The following is a 12,669-nucleotide window of genomic DNA, read 5'->3' on the forward strand; positions in this document are numbered from 1 at the left end:
TTCTTGGATATACGAAAGGCTGGCGACAACGAGCCCCCAGCCTCTCTTTGGTTAACGCCGAATGTTCTGGCGGATCTCAGCCCGCATGAATAACCGAGTGGCATCGTAATCGATGTCGGCGATCATTTCTTCAAACATGCGATAGCCCTCTTCTTGGTACTCCACCAACGGGTTCATCTGGCCGTAGCCCCGCAACCCGATGGATTGACGCAGCTGATCCATGGCGTCGATATGGTCCGTCCAGTGGGAGTCAACGACCCGCAGGATAACGACCTTCTCGAATTCCAGCATTTGCGCCGGATCTTGCAGCGCATGGGCCTTCTCGTCATAGTTTTCTTCAGCCAGCTTGTACATGAAGGCCTCGATCTGTTCCGGGGTCTTGCCTTTGATATCCTTCATACTGATCTTGTCTTCGTTGACCATGGCGGTATATGCAAAGTCCAAGATGGCCTGCAAATCCCACTCTTCAGGTTTGCCCTGGGTATGAATGTCCACCTGATTGGCGATGGTCCGCTTGATCATGGGCATCAGCACCGGCTTCAAGTCCTTCTGTTCAGAAATGACTTCCAGCCGCTGCTTGTACATCACTTCCCGCTGTTCCCGCATCACATCGTCGTACTGCAAGGTGTTCTTCCGGGTATCGTAGTTGTTCCCTTCGACCCGTTTCTGGGCCGATTCAACTTGGCGGGTGATCAAGCGGCTCTCGATCACTTTGTCTTCATCGGGGCCGCTGAGCCGATCCATGAAGCTCTTGATTCGGTCGCCGCCGAACCGTTTCATCAGGTCATCTTCCAGCGACATGTAGAAGCGGGTCTCGCCCGGATCCCCCTGTCGGCCGGAACGGCCCCGCAACTGGTTATCGATCCGCCGGGATTCATGCCGTTCAGTCCCCAGTACGGTCAAGCCGCCCAGTTCCTTAACGCCCGGTCCAAGCTTGATATCGGTCCCCCGGCCGGCCATGTTAGTGGCGATGGTGACCGCTCCGCGTTGGCCGGCATTCATGATGATCTCGGCTTCCTTGGCGTGGTTCTTCGCGTTCAGCACGGCGTGGGGAATATTCAATTGATCCAGCATGTGGGACAAACGTTCCGAGTTTTCTACGGCAACAGTCCCGACCAGCATCGGCTGGCCCTTGGCGTGGCGTTCTTGGATTTCTTTCACCACAGCGTTGAACTTGCTGTCCAATGTTGGATACAGCACATCCGGATTGTCCACCCGGATGACCGGTTTGTTTGTCGGGATAGAAATGACTTCCATGTTGTAAATCTCACGGAATTCTTCCTCTTCGGTCTTCGCAGTCCCGGTCATCCCTGCCAGCTTGTTGTACATCCGGAAGTAGTTCTGATAGGTGATGTTGGCCATGGTCTTGGTCTCATCCTCGATCTTGACGCCTTCCTTGGCTTCAATGGCCTGGTGCAGTCCATCGGAGTACCGGCGGCCTTCCATGACCCGGCCGGTGAATTGGTCAACGATCAGGACTTTGCCGTCTTGGACCACGTAATCGATATCCCGAAGCATGATGTAATTGGCCCGCAGTGCCTGGTCCAAGTGATGGTTCAAGACCATGTTGTCGGTATCATACAGGTTGTCCAAGCCAAAGTTCTTTTCGGCCTTGCGAATCCCCTGCTCGGTGAGGGAAATACTCTTGGTCGGCCAATCGATCTTATAATCGTCTTTTTCTTTCAAAGTCTTGACGAAACGATCGGTCCGGATGTAAAGGGCCGTCGACTTTTCGGCTTGACCAGAAATGATCAGCGGTGTCCGGGCTTCATCGATCAGGATCGAGTCGACTTCATCGACAATGGCAAAGTTCAACGGGCGCTGTACCATTTGGTCTTTATACACGACCATGTTGTCCCGCAGATAGTCGAACCCAAGCTCGCTGTTGGTGGAATACGTGATATCGGAATTGTAGGCTTCCCGCTTCTCATCCGTACTCTTTTCGTTCAGGTTCAAACCAACCGTCAGGCCCAGCCAGTTGTACAACTGGCCCATTTCGGTGGCGTCCCGGCTGGACAGGTATTCGTTGACGGTGACCACGTGGACCCCTTTGCCGTCCAAGGCATTCAGGTAAACCGGCATGGTCGCGGTCAAGGTTTTCCCTTCCCCGGTCTTCATTTCAGCGATATTCCCCTCATGCAGAGTGATCCCGCCGATGATCTGGACCCGGAACGGGAATAGCCCCAGGACCCGCTTGGCGCCTTCGCGCACGGTGGCGAAAGCTTCGGGTAAAATGTCATCCAGGGTTTCACCGTTGGCTAATCGTTCTTTGAACTTGGGCGTCTTGGCTTGCAGCTGTTCATCAGACAACTTGGCATATTCATCCTCGTAACTGATCACCTGGTCCGCAATCTTACCCATCCGTTTGACTTCGCGGGCGTCGGATTCGACCCACCGCTTCAATACATTTGCCATTTCTAGACCTCACAACCTCAATTGACGTAATATTTCTTTAGCTAACTTCGATAAACAGAGTTCGTTACATTTTACCATAGGGGGCAAGGAGAACGCAAAAAGACTGGGACAAAGTGGGATTTCCGGGCACTGCCGCGCCAATGCTGCGCTCCGATTGCTCCGCATTGGCACTAGATACACTTGAAATCTTTACTTTGTCCCAGTCCGATCAATTATCTAAATTCTAAAATGGTCGCACCTATTTTATTCGTCGGTCTCGATCAAGCCGTAACGGCCGTCGCGGCGGCGATAAACGATGCTTGTGCCATTGGTTTCTGCATCTTCGAAGATAAAGAAGTTATGCCCCAGCATGTCCATTTGCAGGACAGCTTCTTCGGGATCCATGGGCTTCAAAGAAACCTGCTTAGTCCGGACAATGGTGAAGTTGTCGCTAGGTTCTGCCGGTTCAGGGATCGGTGCATCCTGTACCCCTTCGGAAGGACCGGTCAAATCAAAGTTCTTGATGCCCTTTTCCCGGCTCTTGCGGTTGATCTTGGTCTTGTACTTGCGGATCTGCCGCTCCAGCTTATCAGTGACCAGATCAATACTGGCGTAAAGGTCCGGAGAAGTCTCCTCTGCCCGTAATACTAAGTACGGCAACGGAATCGTGACTTCGACCTTGGCGTTCTTGTTGGAATACAATTTCAAGTTCACATGAGCGATGGAGTCAGGCGCGTCTTCGAAATACTTATTGAGCTTGCTCAGCCGTTTCTCGACATACGCACGAATGGCCTCAGTGACCTCAATATTTTCGCCACGGACATTAAAAGATAACATAGTACTTCTCTCCCTTCAAAGTGTATCAAAAAAGGTACACCCGGTGGTGAGTAAAACCTCTTGCACCACCCTTACTACGTCTTAATTATAACAAAGTAGGCGCCGTAGATAAACAGCTTTGTAAGCATTTTCGACTTATCGGGCTAAAGTGAAGGTATCCATGACGGCGTCGCTGCCAGCGGCGTGCAATACAGCGGCCGTTTGATGGAGGGTACTGCCCGTGGTGTAGATGTCATCGACGAGCAGAATGCGGCGCCATTGGCGCAGCCTAACGCCGCGCTTGGGCTGATAGATAAACGGCTGGCGCGTGGTCAGACGAGTGGCCCGATCCTGCTGCGCTTGTTCTGGTGTCGTGCCTTGTTTTTCCAGTACCGGCGTGAGCGGCAGGACTGACGCAAACAGGGCCGTCACGGGGTCAAACCCCCGTTGCCGGGCCCGGACCGGGTCACTTGGCACCGGAATGACCGCATCGTAGTGCCGGCGCCGAGTGCGCCACCAATCACCAATGTCTGCCGCAAACACTGCGGCCAATTGATAGTCTCCCTGGCGCTTAAACCGTTCAAAATACGTTTGGATGGGTGAGTGATAGGCAAAAAGGTGCTGGGCTTGGCCGTCCAGCCAGGGCAGCAGCTGCTGCCAATACTGACAATCAGCGCACAGGACCGCGGCCCCCGGCCGGTGGCACCGGGGACAGTGGACCGTTTCGGCGGACCAGGGCAGAAAAGTGGCCCGACACTCTGGACAAAGGGTCGCGGGCCGCTGCCGCCGCAGGCTGCACAGCGCACCAAAGGTAGGCGTAATCGTCCACGGCCGCCCGCACCAGCCGCATGCCGGCGTCATCGAAAACCGCCTCGCCGATTCATCTGCCGAATCTCCCGCCGGGCCCGGGCAATGGCCAAGGTATAACGGTGGTAAAAGAAATCCACCCGGCCCCAGGGATCATCCGCCGCTCGACCGGCGCGTCCAGCCACTTGAACCAGGGCATTGGTTTGAAAATGCTCATGATCGGCAGCCCACACGATCACCTGCAAATGCGGAATTGTCACGCCTCGCTCCAGAATCGTTGTGGTGACCAGCAGTGTTATGCGCCCGTCCCGGAAGGCTTGGACCTTGGCCACCCGTTCGGGGTCATCAGCATGAACACTGACCACGGTTTCTGCTGGGAAGCGGCTGCTTAGCCAAACAGTCAGTGCTGTCAGCAACGGGACAGTCGGGACAAACAGCATTACCGGCCGCCGGGCACTGCGGTGGCACCGTACAAGCCTTTGTAACGGCTGAAAACCCGTGGTCAGTGTATGTTGGCGGCACCAATGCAAGCGGGGCACCGGCAGCGGCGCCCCATGGAACCGCCGAGGCAAATACGCCACCGCCAATTGCCCGCGCCGCAACTGGTGGCGCAAGTGGGCATCCGGCGTGGCGGTCAAATAGACTGGTGCCGTTCCCGGCTGCAGCGCCTGGGCCACCGCTGCGTGCAGCAAGCGCGAATTATGCATAGGAAACGCATCCACTTCATCCACGATAATCAGGGAGAAAGCATGATAGAATCGAAGTAGTTGATGGGTCGTACACACAATAAGCTGCTCACCCATATAGGGCTGTTCCTCCCGGCCGTGACGCAGGCCGGTGCTGATCGTTGGAAAGGCCGTTTGGATTCGCGGAAATAATTCATTGCACACGTCGATCCGGGGTGACGCATAAGCCACTAACCCGCCGGCGGCCAGAGCAGCCGTGACGACCGGGAAGGTCATCTCAGTTTTGCCGGCCCCAGTCACCGCCCAGACCAGGATCCCCCGGCCAGCAGTGTGGGCGTGTTGAATCGCCTGCGCTGCCCGGACTTGATTCGGCGTCAGGGTCCCCTGCCATGCACAGCATTGGCCGGCTGGCCGCTCAGGAAATACTGGCGGCGCCAAACGCCATAGCCGATCCCGGGTCGTCACTCGCCCCAGCCCAATACAGTCCTGGCAATACGCCCCGCCCAACGGTAAAGTCTGTATTCCGCGAGGCCAAATCGCCCCGCAGCGCTGGCAGCACAATTGCCGCCCCTGAGCGCGCACGGCCGATACCAGCTGACCGCCCCGCGGCGGTGTCTCACCGGCTGGGACCACCAATTGCTGCCCGGGATAAAACGACCCCGTCATCATTATTCTCGCCGCCTTTCTTCCTTACATAGTTAAATTACGCAAAGGAGCTGCAAGTATGCAAAATAATTACCTCACCATTGCCCAAAATGGCGAATACGAAATCGAAATCAAAAAGTCCCGTTTCATCGGTCAACTCGCCCGAGTCACCACCGAAGACGAGGCGGCAGCGTTCATCGCCCAAATCAAGAAAAAGCAATACAAGGCGACTCATAATTGCAGTGCCTACGTGATTGGCGACAACGATGAACACCAGCGCGCCAATGATGACGGCGAACCCAGCGGCACGGCAGGAATTCCCATGCTGGAATCTTTGAAACTGATGCAGCTGAAAAACGTCGTCGCGGTAACGACCCGCTACTTTGGCGGGATCAAACTGGGGGCTGGCGGTTTGATCCGAGCATACAGCAACTCCGTCACGGAAGCGGCCCACCACATCGGTATCGTCCGCGGCGTCTTGCAGCAAGCGCTCACCTTCACGATTGATTACAACCAAGTGGATCCCATCCAGCATTTCTTCAGCGAAAGTCCTTATACCATCGAAAAGACGGACTACGGGGTGCAAGTCACCATGACCGCGTTGGTCGACATCACTGAAATCGATACGTACCAAAAGCAGCTCCAAGACTTAACCAATGGCCGCATCACCATGACCGTCGGGGCCCAGCAGTTCCGGGAGGTACCTTACACGGATACTGCCGCGCCGCGGTATGAAAATTAGTTAGAGAGCGCAGGCCGACGGTCAGAAGCCAGAGCGCGTTTAAGCAAAAAAAATAGACGGTCGCCCGTCTATTTTTTGCTTAAACTGGATGATCCGAATGGGACAGGCGCTTCACGAAGCGCTGAATTGCATGGAGCAGCGGCTGACGGCCAGCCCCGACCAAGCCGATGGATTCCACAAAGAGTTCCAAGCCCAGAATCACCGCGATCGTCAGCAGAATGCTCCCCCACAGCGTGGACAGCGGATAAATCAAAGCAATGGCAGCGAAAATCAAGGCCAACCCGTAGATTACCATGACGGTTTGCCGCTGGGTCAAGCCCAGAGCCATCAGCTGATGATGCAGATGGTGTTTATCCGCTTGGGAAATCGGTTTGTTGTTCAGCTTGCGCCGTAAGATGGCATAGACTGTATCCGTAATCGGCACCCCGAGGATGATGACCGGAATAACCATGGTCACGAAGGTCACGTTTTTTAGCCCCTTCAGGGAGAAAACGGCCACCATGAAGCCGATGAACAGCGCGCCCGTATCCCCCAAGAAAATACTGGCCGGGTGAAAATTATGGGGTAAAAAGCCAATCAAGGCCGCTACTAAGCAGAAGATCCAAATCGGCACATAGATTTCGCCGGGAAGCAGGAAGAAGACCCCGATGACCCCCATGGTGAACAGCGCGATGATGGCCACCCCAGTGGCCAAGCCGTCCAACCCATCGATCAGGTTCACGGCATTAGTCAGCGCGGCGATCCAGAAGACGGTCACGAAATAACTGGCCCAGCCCAGGTTGAAGTGCAACCCAAACAGGGAGACATCGTCCATCCGAATGCCGGCCAAGAAGTAGATGATACTGGCGGCAATAACGATTCCCAGCATCTTTTGCCAGGGCTTGAGTTCTTTGATATCGTCGATCATCCCGGTCAGAATGATCACACTGCCGGCGAGCAGGACACTGAACAGTTCGTGAGTGGGAAATTGATTGCGCAGCAGGACAAACGTCACAAAGACGAATGCAATGAAGATCCCCAAACCGCCCATGGTGGGCATCGGTTTGCGGTTTACCCGCCGCGCGTTGGGCATATCCACCGCCCCCAGGACGAAGGCCAATTTTCTAACAAACGGCGTGATGACGGCCGAGAAGAACATGGTACCGAAAAGGGCGACGATTACACGAAACATAGAATGAGCTCCTGTCTAGTCAATTACACTTATTATACCGATTCATCGGGCAAAACAAAAGCAGTCCTGCGCCGATCGGCTGACCGGTGCGGGACTGCTGCTGATAATGCAATTTGCTGTCACTTTAGAAACCCAAGAATCATGGCTACTTAGCAGTTTCGATAAATCGGGTTTCCCGAATGACCGTTACCTTGATATGACCTGGATATTCCAGCTCTTTCTCAATCCGCAAGCGGATCTCGTGGGCCAAAATGGCCGCCTGATCATCAGTGACCTGATTGGGGGCCACAATGACTCGGACTTCACGGCCGGCTTGAATGGCGAAGCTGTGATCCACGCCAGGGAAGCTGTTAGTAATATTCTCCAGCTTCTCCAACCGATGGATATAATTCTCCAGCGATTCAGACCGGGCCCCTGGCCGGGCGGCTGAAATGGCATCGCCAGCCGCGACCAGTACAGCAATGATGCTCTGCGGTTCCACGTCCCCATGATGGGACGCAATGGTGTTGATCACTGTAGGGGACTCGTGATACTTCTTGGCGAGTTCCACACCAATCTCCACATGGGAGCCATCGACCTCATGGTCAATGGCCTTCCCAATATCGTGTAATAATCCTGCGCGTTTAGCCAGGGTAACATCTTCACCAAGCTCACCAGCCAAAATACCGGCCAGCTTTGCCACTTCAATCGAATGATTGAGAACGTTTTGTCCATAACTGGTGCGGAAGTGCATCCGCCCCACCAGTTTGATCAGATCCGGATGCATGTGGTGAATGCCCAATTCAAATAACGCCTGCTCACCGATTTCGCGGATCCGGGCATCCATTTCTTTCCGGGCTTTCTCCACCGCTTCTTCGATCCGGGCCGGATGAATCCGGCCGTCAGCGATGAGTTTCTCCAGTGCGATCCGGGCGATCTCCCGACGAACGGGGTCAAATCCGGACAACACAACAGCTTCAGGTGTATCATCGATAATCAGGTCAATTCCGGTCAATGTCTCCAAAGTCCGGATATTACGGCCCTCTTTACCAATAATGCGGCCTTTCATGTCGTCACTCGGCAGCGATACAACAGTGACAGTAGTTTCCGTCACCACATCTGCCGCGCTGCGTTGAATGGCTTGGGCAATTAGGTCTTTGGCCTTATGCTCCGCCTCTTCTTTGGCGGTCTGCTCGCTTTCGCGAATCAGAGCCGCGCGTTCATGGGTCAATTCTTCTTTAGTGGAATCAAGGATCTCCTGACGAGCATCATCCCGGGTAAATTGGGCGATGCGGGCCAGTTCATCTTCTTGAGCTTGCAGTGTATCTGTTACTTTTTGTTTGGCTTCATCGATCTGCTGCTGTTGCTGCGCCAGTTTGTCCTCACGTTTATCCAGACTGCCTTCCTTATTGTTCAGAATGTCGTCTTTGTGGTCCAAGGAGTCTTCCCGTTGCAGCAACCGATTTTCTTGCTTTTGTAATTCCTCGCGCCGACTCTTCAGCTCCGCTTCCTGCTCTGCGCGGTAGCGATGGGCTTCATCTTTAGCGGCGAGGAGTTGTTCCTTCTTAGCGGTGTCTGCCTCCCGCTTAATGGCGGCGGCATCCCGCTTGGCACTCGCAATGATCCCCGCGGCATTCGTATGGGCATCGTTAACTGCCCGCTGATGCGCGGCTTTCTTGGTCAAATACCCAGCAACAAAACCAACAACACACATGATGACGGCGAGGATTATTGGAATCCAAAGTTCCATTAGTTCACCTCCGCATCATCAAAAAGTGGTACTCATTTCTTAGAGAATCTTTTCATGATGGTTAATTGTAGATTATTGACACAATCACAATTCTAGAGGGAAACGGTAGGGGTGTCAATAGACAGAGGGCACAGGCGACCGTTCAGAAGCGTAGGCGGAAGGCCAGGGGCGCAGAAAACCCGCCCTTAGGTTTTTTGCGCCCCTGGCCTTCCGCCCTAGCTTCTGGTCGCCGGAGCCCGTTTAAGGGGGGAGAAAGCCCTCTAGCTTCTGTCGGCCTGAGCCCGTTTAAGGGAGAGGCAGCCGCAACCAAAAAAAGCCCACCGGTCACCCGGCGAGCTCCTCTCACTCTTAACGAAATCCTTACTTCTTCGCGTCCGTACCCTCAAAGATATCGATCGACTCGCCATCCGCGGCTGCCTTCGTATCCTTGGCCTTCGGCGTATCTTTCGCACTGTCTTTGCTTTCCGGCTTCTTCGCGTCCGTTGCGGCAGACTTGGTGTCCTTCGTACCCTTGGCATCTTTATCGGCCTTAGGGGCGTCTTTAGAATCCTTATCCTTGGCCTGATCATCGGCATCCTTCGCATCCGGATCCGCGGCACCGTCAATGCCGTAAGCATGCCGGACCTTAGTCCGCAATTCGGCTTCCATGTCCGGATGATCCGCAATATATTGCTTCGCGTTCTCCCGGCCTTGGCCGATCCGGTCTGAATTATAAGAGTACCAGGAACCGCTCTTATCCACGATATCCTTCTCGACCGCCATATCCAGCAATTCGCCGGTACGGGAGATGCCCTTGCCGTACATAATGTCGACTTCGGCAACCTTAAACGGCGGGGCAACCTTGTTCTTCACAACCTTGATCTTCGTCCGGTTGCCGATGATGTCGGTACCGTCTTTGATCTGTTCTGACCGGCGTACTTCCAACCGAATCGTGGCGTAGAACTTCAGCGCCCGACCGCCCGGAGTCGTTTCCGGGCTGCCGAACATAACACCGACTTTTTCCCGGATCTGGTTGATAAAAATAGCAATGGTTTTTGTCTTATTAATGGATCCAGACAACTTGCGCAATGCCTGGGACATCAACCGGGCCTGCAGCCCAACGTGGGCATCGCCCATTTCACCATCGATTTCAGCCCGCGGAACTAACGCTGCCACTGAGTCGACAACGACCAGATCCACGGCGCCGCTGGTGACCAGCGCGTCCGCAATTTCCAACCCTTGTTCGCCAGTGTCCGGTTGGGACAGCAGCAAATCATCAATGTTGACGCCCAAATGCTTAGCGTATTCAGGGTCCAAGGCGTTTTCCGCGTCGATATACGCCGCCGTACCGCCTTCACGCTGTACTTCAGCGACTGCGTGCAGCGCCACCGTCGTCTTACCGGATGATTCAGGTCCGTAAATTTCGACGATCCGGCCGCGGGGGTAGCCGCCGACTCCCAGTGCTGTATCTAAGGCTAATGAGCCCGTGGAAATGGTCCGAATTTGCGTATCGGCTTTATCGCCCATCCGCATAATGGCCCCTTTCCCGAAGTTTTTTTCAATTTTCTTCAGAGCATCATTCAAAGCAGTCTTGCGTTCTTGCTTGTCGGTTAATTCAACGACTTCTTTAAGCTTGGTATTTTTAACAGCCAAAAGCGTCCCTCCTCAATTAGGTTGCTCGTTTTCGTTCACTTTATGCGTCTTATATAGTTTATCGGATTGCCCGGCAAAACACAACAAAAAAGCGAACGAACGTTCAAATTTAATTTTTTAAGGCGTTCTGCAGCATCTTGAATCCCCAAGCCACGGCCCGGGCGCGGACTTCATTACGGCTGCCCAGCAAATGGAACTCCTGCACCGTGGTGCCCTGGGGCCCGGCCAAACCGATGAATACTGTGCCGGCCGGCTGTCCTTCCAAGGTATCGGGTCCGGCCACGCCGGTGAAGCCCAGGGCGTAATCAGTACCGACTTTAGCCCGGGCACCCCCAGCCATCGCCGCCGCCGTTTCCCGGCTGACCACTCCGTACTGCTTAATCGTGGCTGCCGGCACGCCGATCATCGCTGTTTTTTGAGCCGGGGCATAGGTGACAAAACCGCCGGGAAAGACGGCAGAAATACCGGAGACGGTCCCCAGTGACGCCTGGAATTCGCCCGCCGTCAGGCTCTCCGCCGCCGTGATCGTCAAATGCCGCGTAATCAGCTGCTGCCCCACGACCTGGGCCAACGAGCCGTGTTCGCCAGTACCGTAATAGGCATCGCCCAGCAAGTCCTTCACCTGGGCGGCCACCGGCGCCACCAGCTGTTCCGCCGCGGCATGGTCCGCCGCTTGAGCGGTGACCCGCACGGCAATATCTGGAAATTGGTAATAAATGGCGATCGTCGGATTCGTCTGGGCATCGATCAGCGGTGCCAGCTTAGTCGCGATCACTGATTCCGTCAGCCCATAAAAGCGCAGCATGGTCGACGCCAACACCTTATGCGTATGCTGGGCCAGCCGGGGGATCAGCTGCTCGCTGACCATCGGTTTGAACTCTTGGGGCGGGCCGGGCAGCGTCACGTAAATCGTCCCCTGCATGACATTCCAACTGCCCACCGCGAGCCCGGTCCGGTTCGGCAGCGGCTCGCCGCCGGCCGGTAATTGGGCCTGAACCAGGTTGTTCGGGGTTAATGCATGCTGCAGCCGGGCTGCCGTGGCCGTTAATTTTTCCTTGGCCTGAGCGTTAGTCACCAGCGGCTGATGCAGAAACTCCGCTACCGTACGTTTCGTCACATCATCGGCGGTCGGGCCTAAACCGCCGCTGAGAATGACCAAGTCGCTGCGCTGGCTGGCCTGTTGCAGCAAAGCCGTGATTCGCTGGGGATTGTCCCCCACCGTTTCCTGATAATAAATATCGATGCCCAATTGAGCCAGCTGCCGGGCTAAATACGGGCTGTTGGTATCGGTGATTTCTCCCAACAGCATTTCTGTACCGACCGCGATGATCTCTGCTTGCATTGTTGTCCTTCCTTTCCCCACATCATTACATTACGCAATCTGGTGTCAAATAAACGAAGCAAGCCCCAACAACCAGAAAATGGTCATCGGGGCTCACGACTGAAAAAATCTATTCCTTGCTGGCGTCCTTAAAGGCATCCTTGCCCTTGATAAAGTACTCCGCCCCCGAGTAAATCGTGAAGAACAGGCAGATATACAGGAGGATCTCGCCAAAGGGAATGTGCCAGTTGCTGAAGCCGATATTGTTCAGCAATAAGAAGATGATGGCAAACATCTGGGTGTTGGTCTTGATTTTGCCGGGCCAAGCGGCCGCCATAACGGTACCGTTCTGCTCAACGATCAAGAGCCGCAAGCCCGTGACAGCCAACTCCCGGCAAACAATAATGGCGACGACCCACGCCGGGGCCTTGCCCAATTCCACCAAGAAGATGAACGCCGTCATGACCAGCATCTTGTCCGCCAACGGATCAGCAAATTTACCAAAGTTGGTGACCAAGTGCTGGCCCCGGGCAATACGTCCGTCCAGCAAATCTGTCAATGACGCGACAATGAAGACAATGGCGGCAATTAGGTAAGTCGTCGAAATACCGGTTCCCAGCAGGACGACGCTGCCCATGTTCCAAGGCACAGCCAGCAATAGGATGAAGACCGGGATCAAAATGATCCGAAAGACCGTTAACTTATTGGGTAAGTTCATTTATTTTT

Annotated in this window: 10 protein-coding genes; 1 reads left to right on the forward strand and 9 read right to left on the reverse strand. The window is 54.7% G+C overall.

Annotated features, from left to right (window positions below):
- Positions 1-51: 51 nt before the first annotated feature.
- The 4 genes from secA to H627_RS0101760 all read right to left on the reverse strand — a co-directional run bounded on the left by secA (position 52) and on the right by H627_RS0101760 (position 5,372).
- Entirely contained in the window at positions 52-2,415 is a 2,364-nt protein-coding gene (gene secA / locus H627_RS0101745; protein WP_027827535.1) for a preprotein translocase subunit SecA, read from the reverse strand.
- Positions 2,416-2,658: 243 nt separating this feature from the next.
- Positions 2,659-3,231 carry a ribosome hibernation-promoting factor, HPF/YfiA family gene (gene hpf / locus H627_RS0101750; protein ID WP_027827536.1) on the reverse strand — a complete coding sequence of 191 codons (573 nt, stop codon included), beginning with the start codon at positions 3,229-3,231 and terminating at the stop codon, positions 2,659-2,661.
- Between the two features lie 135 nt (positions 3,232-3,366).
- On the reverse strand, positions 3,367-4,071 hold the full coding sequence (locus H627_RS18985; protein WP_051225085.1) for a ComFC family protein: 705 nt from the start codon (positions 4,069-4,071) through the stop codon (positions 3,367-3,369).
- Positions 4,068-5,372 carry a helicase-related protein gene (locus tag H627_RS0101760; RefSeq protein WP_027827537.1) on the reverse strand — a complete coding sequence of 435 codons (1,305 nt, stop codon included), beginning with the start codon at positions 5,370-5,372 and terminating at the stop codon, positions 4,068-4,070. The genes H627_RS18985 and H627_RS0101760 overlap by 4 nt, the downstream gene beginning before the upstream one ends.
- 55 nt (positions 5,373-5,427) lie before the next feature.
- Between H627_RS0101760 and H627_RS0101765 the strand changes: the two genes are divergently transcribed.
- On the forward strand, positions 5,428-6,090 hold the full coding sequence (locus H627_RS0101765) for a YigZ family protein (protein WP_027827538.1): 663 nt from the start codon (positions 5,428-5,430) through the stop codon (positions 6,088-6,090).
- 79 nt (positions 6,091-6,169) lie between these two features.
- Here the strand turns inward: H627_RS0101765 and H627_RS16545 are convergent, their stop codons facing one another.
- The 5 genes from H627_RS16545 to pgsA form a co-directional block, all read right to left on the reverse strand.
- Positions 6,170-7,261, reverse strand: coding sequence for a glycosyltransferase family 4 protein (locus H627_RS16545; RefSeq protein ID WP_035439738.1), 1,092 nt, complete (start codon positions 7,259-7,261; stop codon positions 6,170-6,172).
- A gap of 145 nt (positions 7,262-7,406) precedes the next feature.
- Complete coding sequence (gene rny, locus H627_RS0101775) at positions 7,407-8,990, reverse strand: ribonuclease Y (RefSeq protein ID WP_027827539.1); 1,584 nt, start codon at positions 8,988-8,990, stop codon at positions 7,407-7,409.
- Between the two features lie 360 nt (positions 8,991-9,350).
- The gene (recA, locus tag H627_RS0101780) at positions 9,351-10,622 is read right to left on the reverse strand and encodes a recombinase RecA (protein WP_051225086.1); all 1,272 of its coding nucleotides are present in this window, start codon (positions 10,620-10,622) and stop codon (positions 9,351-9,353) included.
- Positions 10,623-10,731: 109 nt separating this feature from the next.
- A complete protein-coding gene (locus H627_RS0101785; RefSeq protein ID WP_027827541.1) occupies positions 10,732-11,964 on the reverse strand; it encodes a competence/damage-inducible protein A in 1,233 nt (410 codons plus the stop codon).
- A gap of 109 nt (positions 11,965-12,073) precedes the next feature.
- Positions 12,074-12,661, reverse strand: a complete 588-nt coding sequence (gene pgsA, locus H627_RS0101790; RefSeq protein WP_027827542.1) for a CDP-diacylglycerol--glycerol-3-phosphate 3-phosphatidyltransferase — start codon at positions 12,659-12,661, stop codon at positions 12,074-12,076.
- Positions 12,662-12,669: the final 8 nt, after the last annotated feature.

It is taken from the genome of Schleiferilactobacillus harbinensis DSM 16991 (assembly GCF_000425885.1).
Lineage (GTDB): Bacteria > Bacillota > Bacilli > Lactobacillales > Lactobacillaceae > Schleiferilactobacillus > Schleiferilactobacillus harbinensis.